This is a genomic window from Chryseobacterium sp. BGA-UO-ETr-SB22 (assembly GCF_059567885.1).
On the sequence record NZ_JCAQOV010000005.1, the window covers coordinates 1374975 to 1396569 of the forward strand.

Genomic DNA, 21595 nt, shown 5'->3' on the forward strand with positions numbered 1-21595 from the left:
ATTTATTTTGTAATATCTCTTCCAATTACCAGTCTCTGGATCTCAGAAGTACCTTCACCAATTGTACAAAGTTTTGAGTCTCTATAGAATTTTTCAGCAGGGAAGTCTTTTGTATAACCGTATCCTCCGAAAATCTGAACTGCATTATTAGAAATTCTTACACAAGCTTCAGAAGCATACAATTTAGCCATAGCTCCTTCTTTTGTCATTTTCTGTTTTGCGTTTTTCAGGGTAGAAGCTCTCTGGATAAGAAGCTCAGCAGCATCAATTTCTGTAGCCATATCTGCTAACATGAAGTTGATAGCCTGGAAATCTGAAATTGGCTTTCCGAACTGATGTCTTTCTTTTGCATATTTCAAAGCAGCCTTGTAAGCTCCTCTTGCAGTACCTAAACTTAGTGCAGCAATAGAAATTCTACCGCCATCCAACACTTTCATAGCCTGCTTGAAACCTTCTCCTACTTCTCCTAAACGGTGAGAATCTGGTATACGTACATTATCAAAGATTAATTCTGCTGTTTCGGAAGCACGCATTCCTAATTTATTTTCTTTTTTACCTGAAGTAAATCCAGGCATTCCTTTTTCTAAAACAAAAGCTGTAGAGTTATTCTTAGCACCTATTTCTCCTGTTCTTGTCATTACTACGGCAATATCTCCTGAAATAGCGTGAGTGATAAAGTTTTTAGCTCCGTTGATGATCCATTCGTCACCATCTTTTACAGCAGTAGTAGACATACCTCCTGAATCTGAACCTGTATTGTGCTCTGTAAGCCCCCAAGCTCCGATTACTTTTCCGGAAGCTAACTGAGGAAGCCATTTGTGTCTTTGCTCTTCATTTCCAAATTCATAGATATGATTGGTGCAAAGCGAGTTGTGTGCTGCTACAGAAAGACCGATAGATGGGTCAACCTGAGAAATTTCATCCAGAATAGTAACATACTCATGATACCCTAAGCCGGAACCTCCATATTGTTCTGGAACAACAATTCCCATAAAACCCATCTCACCTAACTGGTGGAATAAGTCTTTTGGAAAAGTCTGACTTTCATCCCACTCCATAATGTTCGGTCTGATGTTCTTTTCTGCAAATTCTCTAGCTGTCTCCGCTATCATTTTGATGTTGTCAATAGTCTCTGTATTCATATAATAATAGTTAGTGCCCAAAGATAACCAAATTGATGGAATGCTAAAACAAATTATTACATTCGTAATATTTAAGCGGTAATGCCTTTAATTTTCAATTTTTTATATTTTTAGAATTAATGTTTTCTTAATAAAATATTCAGTCTTTTCCGTTTTTTATTTCACTATTTTAGTTCCCCAATTTTTAAAGCATGAAAAAAATTTTACTTCCTATCATTTTAATTTCATCCTATATTTCTGCGCAGGCACCAGCCGGATATTATGACGGAACGGCAGGACTGACAGGGTATGCTCTGAAATCAAAAATTCACGATATTATTTCGGATAAAATGATCAACTGGCATTATGATGACCTGAAGGTGCTCTATAACCAGACTGATCTTGATAAATATTATGATCATGATGCTTCCAATACTCAGTATATGCTGGATATCTATTCGGAAATACCTGCGGGCCCGGATGCTTATGAATACAAATCAGATCAGTTAATAGCTGGTGCAGCCGGAGAAGGACTGGGCTATAACAGGGAGCATATGATGCCTCAAAGTACATTCAGTACAAGCTCTTCTATCAGTGATTATCCTATGTATTCTGATCTGAATTTCATTATTCCTGTTGATGCCTATATTAACCAGCGAAGGAATAATTATCCTTATGGAATAGGAAATAATACCAATCATTATATTTTTACCAATACTTCGAGGATGTCTAATGCTGCAATTCCCAATTATCCTTATACCGGAAGAGTTTACGAACCAATTAATGAGTTCAAAGGGGATGTTGCAAGGACTTTGTTGTATTTTGCGGTAAGATATGAAGGAAAACTGGGGTCGTTCAATACAGCCTATACTACATCAGCCAACTTAACACCAGCTACCGATCAGTGTCCGCTTGACGGAACGGAAGAAAGAGCTATTGACCTTCCATATGTTGCTATGCTGAAGCAATGGAGTGCCTCAGATCCTGTTTCGCAAAGAGAAATCGACAGAAATAATACCATTTATACGATACAGAAAAACAGAAATCCATTTATTGATCATCCTGAATGGATTGATCTGATTTGGTCTGAAACTCCGGATAATGTTGCTCCGGCAGCTCCCGGATCGCTGGTTTCAACACAGCAAAACGCTTATTTTGTGAATCTTAGCTGGATGGCTTCTTCTGATACTGATGTTTTAGGATACAGAGTTTATGTGAATGGTTCAGCAACACCTGCAGCTGTTACAAAGGGAACTTCTATAAGCATAGACCACCTGAGTCCGTCAACAACTTATACTTTTACAGTGAAAGCTTTTGATAAAGCCTATCTGGAATCTCCGTTCAGTAATACGGTTACAGCGTCAACAATTGCTTCGGATTCCTATGCTCAGGATCTTATGATTACAAAGTATATCTCGGGAACCAATACAGATTCCGTTAAGAATAATGCTCTGGAAATCGTTAATAAAACCGGGCATGAAGTCAATTTAAATAATTACAGAATCAATATTCAGTTTAAAAACAATTCGTCAGGAGCTATTTATAACGGAGATACCTATGAACTGGAAGGCAAAGTAGGAAACAATGAAACTTTTGTTATTTTGAATCCAAAAGCGACTTTATCATGTTATACCAATGATCAGGCAAGATTTGTAACAGCTTCTGATCCTATGATTTTTGCAGGACAAAACTATGTAGAGCTCGCGTATAATAAAACGGTTACCATAGATGCTATCGGCGTAAAATATACTACCAATAATAATGGGAATGTATCTTTATATAGAAAAGCTACGGTGAATCAGCCAGCGAGTACCTTTAATATTAGTCAATGGGATTCTTATCCGTCCAATTATTGTCAGGATCTTGGCGGTACATTGTCTGCTTCAGAACTGATAGCTGCAGCCAATGAATTTAAAATCTACCCGAATCCGGTTTATGATGATCTTTATGTAAGCGGAGCAGCGGAACAAGTAAAAACAGCCCAGATTATAGATCTTTCCGGAAAAGTGATTTTCACAGAGAAGGAGCCGTTCAGAAATAAGAAAAGTATTTCAGTGCAGGGAATTCCGACAGGAGTTTATTTTTTAAAGCTTGATGATAAGACACATCAGTTTATAAAAAAATAAGTAATCTCAGGATTTAAATAATATTATTTTTTGTGACAAGCAAAACCTCACAGGTTTCTAAAATTGGTGAAGTTTATTTTTAAATAATAGGTAAAGGGAATTGATGAGATTGCTTTGCTCGTAATGACAAGTTTAGCCCTGATAGTAGCGGTTACCCCACAGCATGAAAGGAAAAGGAAGGAGCGAGGAGTATGAGCGGATAGCAGGAATAGCTTTTTACCTAAAAATAACATAAAAAATGTGGAGTTAAAGTAAACATAATAACAAAAGTTTTATCAATTCTTTGCATTTTCATAATTTTTCATTTTTGTTAAAGTCTTAAAAACCTTATGGTTACTACATAATCGATATAAGCAGATTCACTAATAATCAATATCTATAAGTGTTTCTGCTTATATTTTTTATTTATAAGTAATTATGCTTATATTTGCAGTATGATAGCGGTCATTACCGGTGATATTATAAATTCACAGCATGCGGACACTGAAGTTTGGATTACCAGACTTAAAAATCTTCTCGAAAGATGGGGAAGCGCTCCTGGCACATGGGAAATCTACAGAGGAGATGAGTTCCAGTTCAAATGCAGTATTGATGACGTTTTCTGGCGGTTTCTAGCCATAAAATCTCTTATTAAAAGTCTGGAAAATTTAGATGTAAGAATGGCCATCGGTATTGGTGAAGAAAGTTTCTCTTCTGAGAAAATCACAGAATCCAATGGTACAGCTTATGTACATTCCGGAAGATTACTTAATGATCTTAAAAATGACGGACATACCGTTGCCATCAAAACATCCAGTGACTCTGTAGACAGGGATCTTAATATTCTGTTGAAATGGTCTTCCAAAGATTTTGACAACTGGACTATGGCTACGGCAGAGATCATTCATGAGATGATCATGAATCAGGATATTACCCAGGAAGATCTTGCTAAGAGATTTGCTATTTCACAGTCTTCGGTGAGCCAGAGACTGAAGCGAGCCAACTATGAGCTCATCGTGGAAACCAACCAGTATTTCAGAAAGAAAATCTCAGAACTATAGGCATGATCTTTATCAAACTCATATTGGCACATCTACTCGGAGATTTTATACTTCAGCCAAATTCATGGGTTGCAGATAAGGAGAACTATAAACTAAAAAGTAAGTTTTTATACTTTCATATTCTGATTCACACTGCATTAAGTCTTATTTTTCTTTGGGATCTGCAACTTTGGTGGGTAGCTGTTTTGGTAGGGATCACTCATTTCATTATTGATGCTGCCAAGCTTACATTTCAAAATGCAAAAACCAAAAAAAGATGGTTTTTCATTGATCAGTTACTGCATATTCTGGTGATTGCCGGAGTTTCCTTTTATTTTCAGGAATTCAGTTTCAGCTTTTTGCAGAATCAGGAAGTTTTAAAGCTCATCATGGCTGCGTTGTTTCTGACAACACCGGCTTCCATTTTTATCAAAATCTTATTGTCATCATGGACACCTGCTCCGGATGGCCCCAACACTATTCAAACCGAATCTTTATCAAGTGCCGGAAAATATATCGGAATTTTAGAACGTCTGCTGGTTTTCACTTTTATCATGGTGAATCACTGGGAAGGCGTGGGTTTCATGGTAGCTGCCAAATCTGTTTTCAGGTTCAGCGACCTTGCACAGGCAAAACAGAGAAAACTTACAGAATATGTATTAATTGGTACACTGCTGAGTTTTGGACTGGCTGTCTTAACAGGAATAATTATAAAATAAATCAATAAATCTAACTACAATTTAGAAAGTAAAATTATGAGTCAAAAGAAAGAAATGTTGTACGAGGGGAAAGCAAAACAAGTATTTGCAACCGATAATCCTGATGAAGTAGTAGTACGTTTCAAAGACGATGCTACAGCATTTAACGCTCAAAAGAAAGGTCAGGTTGATCTGAAAGGGGAAATGAATAATGCGATCACAACCCTTATTTTTGAATACTTAAATGAAAAAGGAATCAAAACTCATTTCATCAAACAATTGGACGAAAGAGAGCAGTTGGTAAGAAAAGTATCTATCATTCCTTTGGAAATGGTAGTGAGAAACTACTCTGCAGGAAGTATGGCACAAAGATTAGGAGTAGAAGAAGGAATCAAATCTCCGGTAACCATCTTCGATATCTGCTACAAAAAAGACGAATTGGGAGATCCGCTTATCAATGATCACCATGCTGTTTTCTTAGGAGCTGCTACTTACGAAGAGCTTGACGAGATGTATGAATTGACTTCGGATATCAATGAGATCCTTATCGACCTGTTTGATAAAATCAATATCATCCTTGTAGATTTCAAAATCGAACTAGGTAAAACTTCAGATGGTGAAATTATCCTTGCTGATGAGATTTCTCCGGATACTTGCAGACTTTGGGACAAAGATACTATGAAGAAGCTTGACAAAGACAGATTCAGAAGAGACTTAGGAGAAGTTACTGAGGCTTATGTAGAAATCTACAACCGTCTTAAAAATCTTTTACAGAAATAAGACTTCAGATACCAGATTTCAGATATCAGATGCTGGTACTGAAAATACTTTGTTAGTTAAAACAAAATTAAAATTTGAAGTTAGCTTTTAGTCTGAGATCTGAAATCTGACTTCTAAGATCTACAATTAGAAAAAATAGAAATGAAAAGTTTAGACATTCATAAAAGTGAATATTTAAAACAGTTTGAAACCCAGACTTACGGAAGAAATCTTTTCAGAACTCAGGAAGAGGAAAGACTGGATGCTCCCAATGAAGAGTGTGGGATCTTCGGATTGTATTCGGATAATGATCTGGATACTTTCTCTCTTTCGCAGTTCGGACTTTTTGCATTACAGCACAGAGGCCAGGAAGCTTGTGGTATTTCCGTTTTAAAAGATGGAAGGATTACAAACATGAAAGATGAAGGACTGGTTTTAGATGTTTATAAAGACATTCAGGAACCTGAAACTTTTATGGGAAATTCTGCAATTGGACATACCCGTTATACCACTGCAGGAGATAAAAAGAAATATAATTTTCAGCCATTTTTCGCGAAAAACGAATATGACCAGATTATACTTTCTATAGCACACAACGGTAACCTTACCAATGCGAAAGAATTAAAAGAGGAATTGGAGGCTGAAGGCGTAGTTTTCAGAGCTACATCCGATTCTGAAGTAATCCTGAGACTGATCCAGAAAAACCTTGATTTAGGCCTTCGTGGAGCTATTAAGGCAACAATGGAAAAGATTGAAGGAGCTTATTCCGTAGTGGGGATGACAAGAAATAAATTCTTTGCATTCAGAGACTTCAACGGAATCCGTCCATTGGTTTTGGGAGCTATCGATGAAAGATCTTATGTAGTGGCTTCAGAATCTGTGGCATTGGATGCTGTAGGAGCTCAATACGTTCGTGATATTCTTCCTGGTGAGATCATTTATACCAATGAGAACGAACCTGGAAAACTTCATTCTTACATGATGGATGAGGCGAAAGGAAAGCAGAGAATCTGTTCTTTTGAATATATTTACTTTGCAAGACCTGACTCTACTTTAGAAAATATCAATGTATACGAGATCAGAGAAAAATCTGGGGAGAAAATCTGGGAACAGGCTCCTGTAGAGGCTGATCTGGTTATTGGAGTTCCGGATTCCGGAGTTCCTGCTGCCATTGGTTTCTCTAAAGCTTCAGGAATCCCTTTCCGTCCTGTTTTGATCAAAAACAGATATATCGGAAGAAGTTTCATTGTTCCTACACAGGAGATGAGAGAAAGGGTAGTGAACCTTAAGCTGAACCCAATCATCTCTGAGATGAAGGATAAAAGAGTAGTGATCATTGATGATTCTATCGTTCGGGGAACAACATCTAAAAGACTTGTTAAAATTCTGAAAGATGCAGGAGTAAAGGAAATTCACTTCAGAAGTGTTTCTCCACCAATCATTGCCCCATGTTATTTAGGAATTGATACTCCGTCTAAAGATGATCTGATTTCTGCCAATATGACGACAGAAGAACTTAAAAATTATTTAGGAGTAGATTCTTTAGAGTTTTTAAGCATAGATAACCTGAAAACTATTTTAGGATCTGCCAATCACTGCTTCGGATGTTTTACTGAAGAATATCCTGTAGGAAAAGGAGAAGAATTAGAGTTATTCAATTAATCTCTTTACTGAAATTATATAATAAAAGAGCTGGGTCTATCACCTGGCTCTTTTGTTTTATAAATGTAGCAGAAGCTTAATATTCATGTATTATACAATACACAGGAGAGTTTTAATTTTGTTGGATTAAAATTTCAGGATATGAAAAACGTATTTTTTACGGGTATTTTTCTGGTATTTGCCCAGCTTTACTCTTCACAGTCTTTCGATAAACAGGCTCACCGCGGCGGAAAATCTCTTTATCCGGAAAATACTATCCCGGCAATGAAGAATGCCTTAAAAATGAATATCACAACGCTGGAAATGGATCTGGCTATCACAAAGGACAAAAAGGTAATCCTTTCCCATGATGCTTTCCTCTCGCCGGAGCTGGTCACCAAACCGGATGGAACGTATATTCCGAGAGACTCTGGTTTTTATTACAAAATTTATGAAATGCCTTATGCAAAAATTAAAACATTTGACGTAGGCTTGAAAAAACTTAATAACTATCCTGATCAAAAGAAAATGAAGGTGCAGAAACCTCTCTTTTCAGACGTCGTAGATGCATGTGAAGCTTATGCCCGTGAATTGAAAAGACCACTGCCTTTTTATAATATAGAAACCAAAACCCGTCCTTTCTCCGATCATATATTTCATCCCGAACCTAAAGAATTTGTAGATCTGATGATGAAGATTATTGTTGAGAAAAAGATTCAGGACAGAGTGATTATCCAATCTTTTGATCCCAGAACATTGGAGATTCTTCATAAAGAATATCCTAACATCATGACGGCTCTGCTGGTAGAAAAAGTGGATGATAAAAAACTTGCGCAGCAGCAGGCTTATTTTAAAAACATTCCTGCAGAGAAATTCAAAATGTATCCCGATCATCTGAACGGTGTGGCTGGAGATATGAAGTTTCTGAGTTTTACTCCTACTATTTACAGTCCTGATCATACCCTTGTTACACCCCAATTGGTACAGGAGTGCCATTCATTAGGCATGAAAGTGATCCCATGGACCGTGAACACAAAAGAAAGATTAAAAGAATTAAAAGAGATGGGAATAGACGGCGTTATCAGTGATGATCCGAGGATATTTGAATAATTTTAAATATTGTAAAGTATATTAATATAAATAGCCGGAAGAAATTCTTCCGGCTATTTATGCGTGCAGGTTAATGCACTTATGGTTAAAAAATTGGTTCTTTTGATTAAAATTTATAGTTCAGGCCTAACTGGAACACTCTGTTGTTGTTTTCAGCGGCAGGTCTGCTCTTATCGATTTTGGTCAAACTGTTTACATATCTTGCACTTACACCAATGTTGGAAGTGATATCATATCCTAAACCAAGACCCAATCCGAAATTGAATTTGTTGATCATATCTTTATCGATATCCTGAGAGTTTGAACTTGCAGTAGTGGTAGTAACCCCTCCCGTAGTACTTGCTACAGAAGATTCTGCTTTGTTTTTCCCATTAAGGAAATAACTGAATTCAGGTCCTGCTTCAATATAAAACTTGTCAATAGGTCTCATTTGAACCATTAATGGAACTGAAATGTAGTTCATTTGTACTCTGCTCTGTACTTTAGTTTTCACATTCGTAACTCCATTGTCAGTTTCTGTAGAATACATTACATCTTTAGCCCCCATTTGGTTAAATAATACCTCTGGCTGGAAGCTGAATTGTTTTGAAATTGGAATATTAACGAATGCACCTGCGTGGAAACCTAATTGCTGAGTATTGATCCCAAACTTCTGCTGACTGAAATACGCTGAATTTCCCCCTGCTTTGATCCCGAATCTAATAGGTTGAACATCTTTTTTTAGTGGTGATGCATTTACCGTTTTTGTTTCTGTCTCTTGAGCAAAAGCTAAAGTACCAGCAGTTAATGCTAATCCTAAAAATAACTTCTTCATAATTTTATTTTTTTAATTTTACTATTTGTGTGCCGAATGATTTCTCAATCAGACTCCAATTATTTTGCAAATTGCTTGCCAAAGTTGAAAAATCCCTGTTTATAGGGGTTTTGAAGAGGTTTTTAGAAAGATTTTTTTTATCATTTATCCCTTTTTAATGAATAAATATATTCCAAACGGACTATTTTATGAAAAGAGTTGAAGACTCAAAAAGTTTTATTGTTGATAATTGAAATGATAAAAAATTTAAAAGCAGAAACTATTTTTATAACAGAAATAAGATATCCGGGATGATGGTAAGGCTGAAATAAAAATACCGAACCTCTAAAAGGCCCGGTATCGATTTTGAAAATAATAAATATCTCTATTTAAACTTATAAGCTACTCCTATTTGAAGTGCATTATTTCTTACTTTATCCTCCTCATTATATTTGTAAACCTCAGTAAGACCAGCGGTAAATCTTGCTGTCACACCAAAGCTTTTCGTAAAATAATATCCGGCACCAATACCTAATCCCACATTGAAACGGTTAAAAAGTTGTGTTGAAATACTCTTTGAAATATGGTCTGTATGATCAACCGTTATTGAATTTCCAGAAGTTTCAATGGTAGTTAAATCTCCTTTTGTTTTTCCTCCCAACAGGTATCCAAATTCAGGACCTGCTTCTACATAAAGCTGGGGAAGAATGTTATATTGAACCATTACAGGAAGAGAAAGGTAATTTAAGGTTGTACTATAATCATAGTGCTGTGTTCTTCTGTAATTCCCTGAACTTGTTCTGTAGTTATAATCTGATTTTGATCCCAACTGGCTGAAAAGAAGTTCCGGCTGGATGCTGAATTTCTCAGAAATCGGAATATTTGCAAATACTCCTGCATGAAAACCTACTTTCATTTTCTCATTGTTATCATACTCATAACCGTCTCCTCTGGTAAGTGTAGATCCATTCAAACCTGCTTTAACACCAAAAGTAACGGGAGAAGAAGATTTTGACTGAGTTTTTTCCTGTGCATTGGCGAAAAGACAACCAGCGATTGCCAGTACTATAAAGAGTTTTTTCATGATTTAAAGTTTTAATTTAATTTTCTTCATTGTGGCAAAATATCTGCCACAAAGGAGAGAAGTGATAAAAATCATGCAATAAGCGAAAAAGTCAGGCTTAAACTAATAAACCTGACTTTTTCTATTGAAATCAAAATGTATCTAATTATGGAGCAAAATACTCTTCATATTTTGCTTTGCACTTTAAGGTGTGGACCAACTCAATGCAGCTTCTGTTAAAATTTTATATGGTAATAGTTAGATTTTAGTATTGAAATTTAACTGATTTATCAGCTGAACCCATACTATTTCATTGTAAAAACAGAAACCGTAAGTTGGAAATTTCCGCAATGGAGTACAATCACTACTCAATACGCAAATTTCTTGCCAAAGAACATTTGCAAAATAAAAAAGCCGGATTAAATATAATCCGGCTTTGTATTGATTAAAAATTTTGCTTTAAAAGCTAACCTATTTCTTAGAATTTATAAGCTAAACCTACCTGGAATACACCGTTTCTGGCAGCATCACCATTGTTATGCTTAGGGACATCAGATAATCCTGCGGTATATCTTAGATTCACTCCGATATTTTGTGTGAAATAATATCCAGCTCCAATACCAATACCAAAATCAAAAGTTTTTAAATTGTCTTTAACGTCTGCAGATGCACTATTATTCTTTGCTTTAGCGCTGATAAGGAAACCGAATTGAGGACCAGCTTCTACATATAGATTAGGAATCAGGTTGTACTGTAACATTACTGGTACTGCGATATAATCCATATTCAGCTTTGCACTGCTGTTAGATTTAGCTTTACCTCCCATACCACTGTATAATACTTCCGGCTGTACAGAGAAATCTTGTGCTACTGGAATGTTTGCAAAAACACCTCCATAAAATCCAGCTTTTGAATTTAGCTCACTGTTAGAAACAGTAGAGACATTAAGACCAGCTTTTACACCAAACCTAACTGGTGAAGATGAAGCCGTAGAAGTTGAAGTTTTCTGAGCGAAAGTGAAAGTACCTGCTACTAAGGCAAGGCCTAAAAGAATCTTTTTCATAAGTTTTATATTTTAATAGTTTTTAAGTTTTATTTAACATTTTATTAAGAATCAAATGGTGTGCCAAAATTGAAATTAGCTGTTAGCCAGTTGTTTACTGTATGGTGTGAAGAACGAATTTTTCTTTATTTAAAAATTAAGTCTTAAAATTTTATTTTTTAACATAAAAAAAGACCAGATTAAAAAATTAATCTGATCTTTTCTATTGAATATAAAATTTGTTAGTGAATGTGTAAGCTTATTTGAATTTATAAGCTAAACCTACCTGGAATAGGTTGTTTCTTGTAGCATCAGATCCACTAGGTCTGTTTTTCGCTACATCAGTTAAACCTGCAACATATCTTGCTGTAAGTCCTAAGTTAGGAGTGAAATAATACCCAGCACCAAGACCAATACCAAAGTTAAAAGTATTTAAGTTGTCTTTATAGTTATCTGTAGTATTAGATTGTCCGTTTGATTCATTTTTGAATTTGTTTTTAGCACTTACCATGAAACCGAATTCTGGTCCTGCTTCCACATAAAGGTTAGGAATCAGGTTGTACTGGAACATTACCGGTACTGTAATATAATCTAGTTTAGTAGAAGCTGAGAACTTTGTTCCTCCTAAAGTATAATCTGATTTATTACCATATTGTGAATATTGAACCTCCGGCTGAACGCTGAATGAAGCTGCTAACGGGATGTTGGCAAATACACCTGCATTGAACCCGATTTTAGATTTCTGATCATCAAGACCACTGTCTTTTGAAAGTGAAGAAACGTTCATTCCTCCTTTTACCCCAAATGTTACTGGATTAGAAGATGTGTTTCCTGTCTGTTGAGCGAATGCGAATGTTCCTGCAGTTAACGCTAATCCTAAAATTAACTTTTTCATAACTTTAATTTTTTTAATTTTACTCTTTCTTAATTTTAAATTTTACTACTTGTTCAGCTTTTCAGTTGAACGCAGAGTATCTTTCAAATTGCTTGCCAAAAATATTTTTTATGATTAAAATCAATAAAAAAATCACTTAGTGTTTAAGTGATTTTTGAAATATGTAATTGAATTACAGTTGATTATTAATTTAAATAAACATTTGTTTAGAAGGTGTCTAAATTGACAATTTTGTTAAAAACAACCTTTTAAACGGGTTTATTTTTCCAAAAAACCGTTAAGCATTATTCAATTTTCTGTAAAAAGATAGAGATTCAAGGATATTTTCCTGGCTGCACTGGTGATCATAAGTACAAGCACCGATTCCGGAAAGTAATGAAAAGTTGATTTTACTGTCTGTATTCTTTTTATCATTCATTAATAATGCCGTGATATCTTCATCTTTAAAATCATTGATATCAAGGTAAGGATAGTATCTCTGAACATTTTCGATGACCATATTTGCATCTGTTTCAGAAATAAGATTCTCCAGATAAGCCAGATGAGCCTCCGCAATCATTCCCATTGCAACAGCTTCCCCGTGAAGAATAGGATTTCCCTGCTGTAAGCATAAACTTTCTACAGCGTGGCCTATGGTATGCCCGAAGTTCAATGTTTTTCTGATATTCTGTTCGTGGAAATCTTTGTCTACAACATCCTGCTTGATATTCATAGAAGTCTGAATATGTGGAATTACTGTTTCTACTTCCAGTTTACGAACCTGAATCAGCTGGTCCCAATGATTTTTATCAGCAATTAGTCCATGTTTCAGCATTTCAGCGAATCCGCTTCTTAATTCCTTAAATGGTAATGTTTCTAGGAATTTCGGGAAAATAAAGATCTGTTCCGGGAAAGCGAATGTTCCCACCATATTTTTATAGTGCATTAGATCAATACCTGTTTTTCCTCCTATGGAAGCATCACACATTGATAAAAGGGTAGTAGGGATATTGATGAACTGTATTCCTCTTTTATAAGTAGATGCCACAAATCCTCCCATATCCGTAATTACACCGCCGCCAAGGTTGATAACCAGTGCTTTTCTGTCTGCCTGCATCTCTGTAAGAATTTCCCAAAGTTGGTTGGCAGTTTGGATATTTTTCATTTCTTCTCCTGCTTCAATCTCTAAAATTTCAAAGCCCAGATCAGTTTCCATATTTCCTAAAAGAATAGGAAGGCAGTATTCATGAGTGTTTTCATCTACCAGAATGAAAATTTTACTGAAAGATTTTTCATGAAGAAACTCGTTAAGCTGAGAAAAATTATCGTTTAATATTGTTATCATCTTCTAATATTTGTAAAGTTAAAATGTAAACTATATTGCAAAGTTATGATTCTTAATTTTTAACTCGTAACTAAATTACTATCTTTGCAAAAATTTTTAGAATGAGCAGAGATAATAATAATTCAGACAGATCAAAGAGACCAAGAATTTCAACTAAGAAAAGTTCTGATGATTCTCGTGCTTCCAGATCTGGAAATTCTTCAGGATCAAAACCTTTTAAGAAACCTTTTTCTAAAGACGGAGGCAAACCAGCTCCAGAACATAGAGGGTCTAACTCAAAATTTGAAAAGAAACCTTTCAAGAGAAGTACAGACAGCTCTGAGGGTTCCAACGAAGATACGGGTTCAAAATCTGAAAGAAAACCTTACATCACGAATAAAAGTGAGAGTTTTGAGAGAAAATCTTTCGGAAAACCAAAAAGAGGAGGAAATAGCTTTGATGCAAGAGATAAATATGAAAGAGGTAGTCTGAAATATGGCAGAAGACCCTCTAATGGAGAGGAAAGAGAAGACCGAGCAAAATCTTTTGTACAAAAAAGAAGGTTAAACAAAATTGACAAAGATGTTCATAAAGACACTATCCGTCTTAATAAGTATATTGCCAATTCAGGAATCTGCAGCAGGAGAGAAGCTGATGAGCTTATTACCCAGGGATTGGTAGAAGTAAATGGAAAAGTAGTCAATGAAATGGGCTATCAGGTACAAAAAACAGACAGAGTGGTTTTCGACGGACAAAATATTACTCCGGAAAAACCTGTTTATGTACTTTTGAATAAACCCAAAGGATATATTTCTACAACGAAAGATGACAAAGCCAGAAAAACAGTAATGGATCTTGTAGCGAATGCTTCTCCTTACAGAGTTTTCCCGGTTGGAAGATTGGACCGTTCTACAACAGGGGTTATTTTATTGACCAATGACGGACACATGACTAAAAAATTAACGCATCCATCTTTTGATGCTAAAAAGATTTATCATGTAACGTTGGATAAAAAGCTTACAGGTGAAGATCTACGTCTTATCGCAGAAGGAATCCGTCTTGATGAAGGAGTAGCAGTGGTTGATCAGATTTCGTACATTGAAGGGAAACCTAAAAATGAGATTGGAATTGAGATTCATATCGGATGGAACCGTGTTATCAGAAGAATATTCCAAAGATTAGGGTACGAAGTGGAATCTTTAGACAGAGTAATGTTTGCAGGATTAACGAAGAAGAATATCAAGAGAGGACACTGGAGAATCCTTACAGAACTGGAAGTGAATAACCTTAAAATGCTTTAATATTAGATTCAGGTTTGTAACCTATTTCATTTTTTAAAAGTACATTTAAGTGTAAAAAATAAAAAGCGCAGAAAGTAATTCTGCGCTTTTTTTATATCGGGCTATGAGTTTCAGAATTTCAATAGTATTACAATTCAACTCATCATTTATAATTCATTATTATCCAAGCACTGTTACCCCTTTTTCAATCATCTCGTAGATGGCATCTCTGGCGTTGTCTGGTTTTACATTTACAGCACGTGTTCCATTGAAGTGAAGACAGGTTACATATCCGTTGGCTACAGCATCCTGAGCAGTGAATTTAACACAATAATCTAATGCCAATCCTACGATTTCTACCAATTGAATATCGTGATATTTTAAGAAATCATCCAGTCCGGTTTTCATAAAATGATTATTATCCTGGAAGCCGCTATAGCTGTCGATTTCAATATTTTTACCTTTTTGTATAATGTGGGTTACTTTGTCTCTGTTCAGATCTTTATGGAATTCTGCTCCGAAAGTTCCCTGAATACAGTGATCCGGCCACATAAACTGTGGAACACCATTTAAAATAATACTTTCTCCAACCTGTCTGCCATTGCTGCTTGCAAAGCTTTTGTGGCCTGCAGGATGCCAGTCCTGTGTAAGAACCACCTGATCGTATGCATTTTCCTCCATCAGAAGATTGATATACGGAATAATTTCGCTGGATCCAGGGACTGCAAGTGCTCCGCCTTCACAAAAATCATTCTGTACATCGACTATTATTAACGCTTTTTTCATATTTTGATTTCTCGAATTTTTGATAAATTTACAAAACTAATCTTCAAAAATTTGTCCAAAACCGAATTATCGGACAAATCGGCAAAATAAATTTGTAAGACTGATAAAATGAGGGTTCAAGCCTCAAAATAATTGAACTTTGTTTACAGAGTATTGGATTTTGGGATATAAACCAAATATCAATAGCTTATCTTTGCAGTAAATAAGTATTTTTATGTCATTTGAATCGTTAGGATTATCACACAATATTATTCGTTCCGTTAAAAAGCTGGGGTATTTAAAGCCATTTCCAATACAGGAGCAGGCGGTTCCTGTTATTTTGCAGGGGAAAGATCTGATGGGAATTGCACAGACAGGTTCCGGAAAAACGGCATGTTTTGTAATGCCGATTTTAGAAAAGCTACAGAATTCGGAAGTTAAAAAAGACCGTAATGTTCAGGTTTTAATATTGGTTCCTACACGTGAATTGGCCATTCAGATTGATGAAGTTTTCAGAGCTTTTACAGAAAATCTGAAGCGGGAAATTCGTACAATGGCTGTTTATGGTGGTGTTTCTATCAATCCGCAGATGAAAGGAATGTTTGGGGTAGAAGTTCTTATTGCTACTCCCGGACGTTTGTTAGATTTAATTGATCATAATGCATTGAGTATTTCAGGAATTCAGCATTTGGTGATTGATGAAGCGGATAAAATGTTTCAGCTGGGCTTTGGAGAAGAAATGAATAAACTTTTCGCAATGATGCCTGTTGTCAAACAAACCACTTTGTTTTCAGCGACTTTAAATGATAAGGTTTCTGAAATGAAAGAACGCCTTTCCATCAATCCTACGATTATTGAAATTAAGAAAGAAGAAGTTGAAATTGATAACATCGAACAGTTGGCATATCATGTTTCTCCGGAAGATAAAGGACCTTTTTTACGTTATTTAATTAAAGAGAAAAAAGTTGAAAAGGCTTTAATTTTTGTTTCGTCTACAAGATCTGCAGATAATCTAGTTGAAAAACTTAAAAAGAATAAAATTAAAGCAGTGGCTATTCACAGCCAGAAATCACAAGGGGCCCGAAGAAATAACCTGGAAGAGTTTAAGGTAAACGGAGCTCAGATCTTGGTAGCAACAGACCTGATTGGACGTGGAATACACATCGAATCGTTACCATGTGTAATCAATTACGAATTGCCACGTTCTCCTTTGGATTATATTCACCGTATCGGTAGAACGGGACGTGCAAACGAGAAAGGAACAGCAATCAGTATTCTGACGGATGATGAATTGCAGCATTTCAGAGTGATTCAAAAGAAAATGGGAAAAAAAGTAACCTTGCAAAGAACAGAAGGTATTGATTTACATGGATATTAATACCTGTTTTACCATAACAGAGGCTTCAGTTTTATAGAATTGAAGCCTTTTTATTTGGTGGTACATTCAATTTTATAAATTGTTATGAGTACAATTAATGCTTTATTCACCTTAGATTCTTGAATTTTTGATAAATTTACACCAATGATATTCGAAAATTGTCCCAAAAGGTAATGACTGGACAAATCGGCAATATTTAAAAATTAAAAAACCTTGAGCAATGAGTGATTTAGAGAAAAAAAAGTTTCCAATAGGCCCGTTTGAAGTTCCCGAAAACATCTGCGATACCACATTGGATACTTACATCAAAGTGATTAAAGACTTTCCAGGCAGGTTAAAAAATCTCATTGAACATTTTACAGACGATCAATTGGATACTCCCTATAGAGAAGGAGGCTGGACTGTAAGACAACTTGTGAATCATCTTTCAGACAGTCATATGAATAGTTTTATACGTTTTAAGCTTGCTCTTACAGAAGATAATCCTACTATAAAGCCTTACGATGAAGCTAAATGGGCAGAGCTTCAGGATAGTTTCCATATGCCTGTAAAGCCGGCCATGAGAATGCTGAAAGGAACACACCAAAGATGGGTTGTACTCCTTAAAAGCCTTACCAATAAGCAGTTTGAAAGAACTTTTCATCATCCTGAGCATAATAGAGATTATAATTTAAGGGACAGCCTTGCTTTATACGTTTGGCATTGTCATCATCATTTTGCCCATATTGAAAATCTGAAGATAGAAAAAGGTTGGTAAGGAAGAATCTTAATAATCCCATATACTATAAGGAAATTGTAGACAGAATTTCCATGTTATCTGAAAATTCCCCTGGAAAGTGGGGAGAAATGGACGTATGTCAAATGTTAAAGCATTGTGATTTAGTTCTTCAGGTCGCTTTGAGAAAGGTGGAACTTCCCCGTATCAATGTTGTGTATAAGACAATAGGAATCATCACAAAAGCAGAAATGTATGTCTTCAATAATGGAATTCCCAGAAACATGCCTACTTTTCAAAAACTAATCGTTAATTTTGAGTGTGATTTTGATGAATCAAAAACCAATCTGCTGAAAACACTGGAGGAATTCCGGGAAGCTTGTGAAAAAAACAACTTGCCGGATCATCACAGACTATTCGGAAACATGACTGAAAAAGACTGGACATTTTTAGAGTACAAACATCTTAATCATCATCTAAAACAATTTAATGTATGAGTTTTTTTGATAAAATATTCGGTGGAAAAAACGAAACCCCTGACCAAAAAACATTCTGGAAAAAGATAGAGTCTGAAGAAGACCTTACAAAAGCGATAGAAGACTCTTTTCAGAATAAGATTGCCATATTTAAACATTCAACAAGCTGTTTTATCAGCAAAACTGTGCTGAAGAACTTTGAGAGAGAAGTTGAAAACTCAGATCAGCCGGTCAATGTATACTACCTTGATCTGTTGGCTCACAGAACTATTTCCAGTAAAATAGCTGCAGATTTTGAGATCAGACATGAAAGCCCGCAGTTGATTGTAATAGAGAACGGAAAACCTGTAAACAATGCATCACACCAGGATATTTCTTTAAGCCAGATTGTATCATGAAGAATATAAATGATTATTTAGCCAAAGTTTTAAATGTTCCTCTTCAAAATGTGAACACCTGTAGTTTGCACTATGAAGTAAAGAAAATTCCTAAAAACCAGTTTCTTCTTCAGTATGGCGAAATATGCCGGCATATTTTCTTTGTAGAAAAAGGACTGATAAAGATGTATTCTATTGATAAAAACGGAAAGGAACATATTATACAGTTCGCTCCTGAAAGCTGGCTGATTTCTGACCGAAGCAGTCTTTATTTCAATGAAAAATCCATTTATTATATAGAAGCAGTGGAAGATTCGGAAGTTCTGTTTCTGCATCCTGATTTCTTTAATAAATTGGTGGAACAGTTTCCAAACAGTATTGAAAGAAGTGATTTTCTGCTTCAGAAACATATCAGAAGTCTTCAAAACAGAATCAACTCCTTGCTTGGTGAGACTGCAGAAGAAAGATACATGAAATTCATTAAAATGTATCCGGATTTACTGCTTAGAGTTCCGCAATGGATGATTGCTTCTTACCTCGGAATTACTCCTGAGAGTCTGAGCCGTGTAAGAAAAGAACTGGCGAGAAAAAATTTCGTTCCGGATAACAAATAGCTATCAGATCTTTTTCGCAAGATTCCCAATCTGTCTGAGTTTTGCCTGCGTATCTTCTGACCACGGAAGTCCTATGCAGAGTCTCATACAGTTTTCAAACTGCTCCTGAAAGGTAAACATTCTTCCGGGAGCAATACTTATGTTTTGCTTGATGGCCAGATCATATAGTTCTGTTGTCCGTATCTTTTTATCAAATTCTACCCATAAAGACAATCCTCCCTGTGGACGGCTGGTTTTAGTGCCTTCAGGGAAAGATTCTGCGATCGTCTGAACATAATTCTGATAATTGTTTTGCAGCGTTCTGCGGAGCTGCTGAAGATGTTTTTCATACTTTCCGGATTTCAGAAAATTGGCTACAGCTTCATTGACAATTGAAATAGAGGATGTGGAATGCAGGAGCTTAAGTTTCAATATCTTGTCTTTATACTTTCCGGGAGCAATCCAGCCTACACGATATCCCGGAGCCAAAGTTTTTGAAATAGAGCTGCAATACAACACATTCCCGTCCTTATCAAAAGATTTACAGCATTTAGGACGGGTAGAGCCGAAGTACAAATCTCCATACACATCATCTTCAATCAGAGGAATGTTATTCTCCGAAAGTATTTTAACAATTTCCTTTTTATTTTCGTCAGGCATACAGCTTCCCAAAGGTGAGTTGAAGTTGGGAATAAGCAGGCAGATATCTATTTTGGGGATTACTTTTTTTAGAGCGTCAATTTCTATTCCGGTAGTAGGATGCGTGGGAAGTTCCAGCACTTTCAGACCCAATCCGTTAGCCAGCTGTAGAATTCCCGGGTAACAAGGGCTTTCAATGGCAATTGTATCACCTGGTTTTCCTAAGGCCATTAAACAAAAAGATAAAGCATTCATTCCGCCATTGGTTGTAATCAGATCGTTTTCACTCAGGTTTCCTCCCCATTGCAAAGAACGTATGGCAATCATTCTTCTCAACTTCAGATTTCCCTGAAGTTCTTCATATTCTGTACCACCTTCTTTTAATTCTCTGATGGCATTTACAATTTCTTTTTTCAGTTTTGCCTGAGGTAAGAGATCTCCGGACGGAACACCAATAGAGAAAAAAGTAAGGTCCTTTTTACCCATATTTTCATATATTTTGCTGATCAGTTCATCCGGTTCATCATTATTAGCGATCAATGATGGGCGGCTCACTTCCGGCAAAGGAAGTTTTGCGGATAATAACTGGCTTACAAAATAACCGGATTGCGGCTTGGATTCTACCAAAGACTGGGATTCCAGTTCAAGGAAAACACGCTTGGCTGTATTCATACTTACCTGATGTTCCTGGCATAGCATTCTGACTGAAGGAAGTTTGTCTCCGGCCTTTAAAATACCATTTCTGATCTGTCCTGCAATACCGTCTGCAATTTCTGTATATAAAAATTCTTTATTCATATTATTAAACTGTGCTCATGCAAATATACAAAACTGATACTGTGTTTATTTAATTATCCTTTCTAATTTTGAACCATCAATTAAAAGTTTCAATACAATGATGACAAAACAAATATCAAAAGATGAAAATATAAGTGGATGGATCAACGGCTTTATAGGTGTTGTATTATTTAGCGGTGGTTTGCCCGCTACCAAATTAGCTGTAATGGAAATGAGTCCTACCTTTGTAACGATAGTTCGTGCAATGGTGGCTGGGATACTAGCTCTTGTGGTATTGTGGCTGGGTAAAGAAAAACGTCCTGTTAAAGAACAGTTAACTCCTTTACTTTTGGTTTCGCTTGGCTGTGTGGTAGGTTTTCCGCTTTTGTCAGCATTGGCTCTGCAATACCTTACTTCCGCCCATTCTATCGTATTTCTGGGAATGCTTCCTTTGGCAACCGCTGTGTTTGGGGTAATGCGTGGTGGTGAAAGGCCTCATCCTGTATTTTGGTTTTTCTCAATTGTAGGAAGTCTTTTAGTAATTGGATATGCCGTTTCCCAAGGGATATCTGCCTCGCCCATTGGCGACATTCTGATGCTGCTAGCCGTTATTTTATGTGGTATGGGGTATGCTGAAGGTGCTAAATTATCTAAAACATTAGGAGGATGGCAGGTGATTTCATGGGCGTTAGTACTGGCACTTCCTGTTATGATTCCTTTATTTTTTATTTATTTTCCTGATGATATTCAAAATGTCAGTTTTCAGGGATGGTTCGGGATGGCGTATATTTCTCTTTTCAGTATGTTTATTGGCTTTATATTCTGGTACAAAGGATTGGCGCAGGGTGGTATTGCCACTGTGGGACAGCTGCAGCTGCTTCAGCCTTTCTTTGGGTTAGCTTTGGCTGCCTGGCTTCTTAATGAGCAGGTGAGTATGGGAATGCTGGGGGTGACAGTAGGAGTGATCTTATGCGTTGTAGGAACTAAGAAGTTCGCAAAATAATTTAAAATAAAATAATAACTAC

At 36.1% G+C, this 21595-nt stretch carries 21 protein-coding genes; 13 read left to right on the forward strand and 8 right to left on the reverse strand.

What is annotated here, in order from left to right:
• Window positions 1-2 precede the first annotated feature (2 nt).
• Window positions 3-1142: an acyl-CoA dehydrogenase family protein gene (locus AC57AW_RS13530; protein ID WP_318845903.1), complete on the reverse strand. Its 1140-nt coding sequence runs from the start codon at window positions 1140-1142 to the stop codon at window positions 3-5.
• Between the two features lie 191 nt (window positions 1143-1333).
• Here AC57AW_RS13530 and AC57AW_RS13535 point away from each other — a divergent pair, with 191 nt between their 5' ends.
• From AC57AW_RS13535 to AC57AW_RS13560, 6 genes are all read left to right on the forward strand, one after another.
• A complete protein-coding gene (locus tag AC57AW_RS13535; RefSeq protein ID WP_496352301.1) occupies window positions 1334-3247 on the forward strand; it encodes an endonuclease in 1914 nt (637 codons plus the stop codon).
• Window positions 3248-3681: 434 nt separating this feature from the next.
• The gene (locus AC57AW_RS13540) at window positions 3682-4287 is read left to right on the forward strand and encodes a SatD family protein (RefSeq protein ID WP_318845901.1); all 606 of its coding nucleotides are present in this window, start codon (window positions 3682-3684) and stop codon (window positions 4285-4287) included.
• A gap of 2 nt (window positions 4288-4289) precedes the next feature.
• A complete protein-coding gene (locus AC57AW_RS13545) occupies window positions 4290-4985 on the forward strand; it encodes a DUF3307 domain-containing protein (protein ID WP_496352302.1) in 696 nt (231 codons plus the stop codon).
• 36 nt (window positions 4986-5021) lie between these two features.
• Window positions 5022-5744: a phosphoribosylaminoimidazolesuccinocarboxamide synthase gene (purC, locus tag AC57AW_RS13550; RefSeq protein WP_027372243.1), complete on the forward strand. Its 723-nt coding sequence runs from the start codon at window positions 5022-5024 to the stop codon at window positions 5742-5744.
• Window positions 5745-5885: 141 nt separating this feature from the next.
• Window positions 5886-7385, forward strand: coding sequence for an amidophosphoribosyltransferase (gene purF / locus AC57AW_RS13555; RefSeq protein ID WP_318845899.1), 1500 nt, complete (start codon window positions 5886-5888; stop codon window positions 7383-7385).
• Between the two features lie 141 nt (window positions 7386-7526).
• On the forward strand, window positions 7527-8474 hold the full coding sequence (locus AC57AW_RS13560) for a glycerophosphodiester phosphodiesterase family protein (protein WP_496352303.1): 948 nt from the start codon (window positions 7527-7529) through the stop codon (window positions 8472-8474).
• Between the two features lie 106 nt (window positions 8475-8580).
• On the opposite strand, the gene AC57AW_RS13565 is transcribed toward AC57AW_RS13560, so the two are convergent.
• The 5 genes from AC57AW_RS13565 to aroB form a co-directional block, all read right to left on the reverse strand.
• The gene (locus tag AC57AW_RS13565; RefSeq protein ID WP_496352304.1) at window positions 8581-9288 is read right to left on the reverse strand and encodes a porin family protein; all 708 of its coding nucleotides are present in this window, start codon (window positions 9286-9288) and stop codon (window positions 8581-8583) included.
• Window positions 9289-9652: 364 nt separating this feature from the next.
• The gene (locus AC57AW_RS13570) at window positions 9653-10351 is read right to left on the reverse strand and encodes a porin family protein (RefSeq protein ID WP_496352305.1); all 699 of its coding nucleotides are present in this window, start codon (window positions 10349-10351) and stop codon (window positions 9653-9655) included.
• A gap of 457 nt (window positions 10352-10808) precedes the next feature.
• Complete coding sequence (locus AC57AW_RS13575; RefSeq protein ID WP_496352306.1) at window positions 10809-11393, reverse strand: porin family protein; 585 nt, start codon at window positions 11391-11393, stop codon at window positions 10809-10811.
• A gap of 238 nt (window positions 11394-11631) precedes the next feature.
• A complete protein-coding gene (locus AC57AW_RS13580; RefSeq protein WP_318845894.1) occupies window positions 11632-12267 on the reverse strand; it encodes a porin family protein in 636 nt (211 codons plus the stop codon).
• Between the two features lie 277 nt (window positions 12268-12544).
• Window positions 12545-13591 (reverse strand): 3-dehydroquinate synthase, encoded by a 1047-nt coding sequence (gene aroB, locus AC57AW_RS13585; RefSeq protein WP_318845893.1) that lies wholly within the window; start codon window positions 13589-13591, stop codon window positions 12545-12547.
• Window positions 13592-13959: 368 nt separating this feature from the next.
• Here aroB and AC57AW_RS13590 point away from each other — a divergent pair, with 368 nt between their 5' ends.
• Window positions 13960-14871 (forward strand): pseudouridine synthase, encoded by a 912-nt coding sequence (locus AC57AW_RS13590; RefSeq protein WP_318846248.1) that lies wholly within the window; start codon window positions 13960-13962, stop codon window positions 14869-14871.
• Window positions 14872-15030: 159 nt separating this feature from the next.
• Here the strand turns inward: AC57AW_RS13590 and pncA are convergent, their stop codons facing one another.
• Complete coding sequence (pncA, locus tag AC57AW_RS13595; RefSeq protein ID WP_149832152.1) at window positions 15031-15636, reverse strand: bifunctional nicotinamidase/pyrazinamidase; 606 nt, start codon at window positions 15634-15636, stop codon at window positions 15031-15033.
• A gap of 214 nt (window positions 15637-15850) precedes the next feature.
• Between pncA and AC57AW_RS13600 the strand changes: the two genes are divergently transcribed.
• The 5 genes from AC57AW_RS13600 to AC57AW_RS13620 all read left to right on the forward strand — a co-directional run bounded on the left by AC57AW_RS13600 (window position 15851) and on the right by AC57AW_RS13620 (window position 19175).
• Window positions 15851-16993: a DEAD/DEAH box helicase gene (locus AC57AW_RS13600; RefSeq protein ID WP_496352307.1), complete on the forward strand. Its 1143-nt coding sequence runs from the start codon at window positions 15851-15853 to the stop codon at window positions 16991-16993.
• Between the two features lie 220 nt (window positions 16994-17213).
• Entirely contained in the window at window positions 17214-17750 is a 537-nt protein-coding gene (locus tag AC57AW_RS13605; RefSeq protein WP_496352308.1) for a YfiT family bacillithiol transferase, read from the forward strand.
• A complete protein-coding gene (locus tag AC57AW_RS13610) occupies window positions 17744-18205 on the forward strand; it encodes a DUF1569 domain-containing protein (protein ID WP_496352309.1) in 462 nt (153 codons plus the stop codon). The genes AC57AW_RS13605 and AC57AW_RS13610 overlap by 7 nt, the downstream gene beginning before the upstream one ends.
• Window positions 18202-18582 carry a bacillithiol system redox-active protein YtxJ gene (gene ytxJ / locus AC57AW_RS13615; protein ID WP_318845890.1) on the forward strand — a complete coding sequence of 127 codons (381 nt, stop codon included), beginning with the start codon at window positions 18202-18204 and terminating at the stop codon, window positions 18580-18582. The genes AC57AW_RS13610 and ytxJ overlap by 4 nt, the downstream gene beginning before the upstream one ends.
• Complete coding sequence (locus AC57AW_RS13620) at window positions 18579-19175, forward strand: Crp/Fnr family transcriptional regulator (protein WP_318845889.1); 597 nt, start codon at window positions 18579-18581, stop codon at window positions 19173-19175. Before ytxJ ends, AC57AW_RS13620 begins: the two co-directional genes overlap by 4 nt.
• Window positions 19176-19178: 3 nt before the next feature.
• On the opposite strand, the gene AC57AW_RS13625 is transcribed toward AC57AW_RS13620, so the two are convergent.
• On the reverse strand, window positions 19179-20591 hold the full coding sequence (locus tag AC57AW_RS13625; protein ID WP_496352310.1) for an aminotransferase-like domain-containing protein: 1413 nt from the start codon (window positions 20589-20591) through the stop codon (window positions 19179-19181).
• A 97-nt stretch (window positions 20592-20688) separates the two neighbouring features.
• Between AC57AW_RS13625 and AC57AW_RS13630 the strand changes: the two genes are divergently transcribed.
• Window positions 20689-21573 (forward strand): DMT family transporter, encoded by an 885-nt coding sequence (locus tag AC57AW_RS13630; RefSeq protein ID WP_318845887.1) that lies wholly within the window; start codon window positions 20689-20691, stop codon window positions 21571-21573.
• The last annotated feature ends 22 nt before the right edge of the window (window positions 21574-21595 follow it).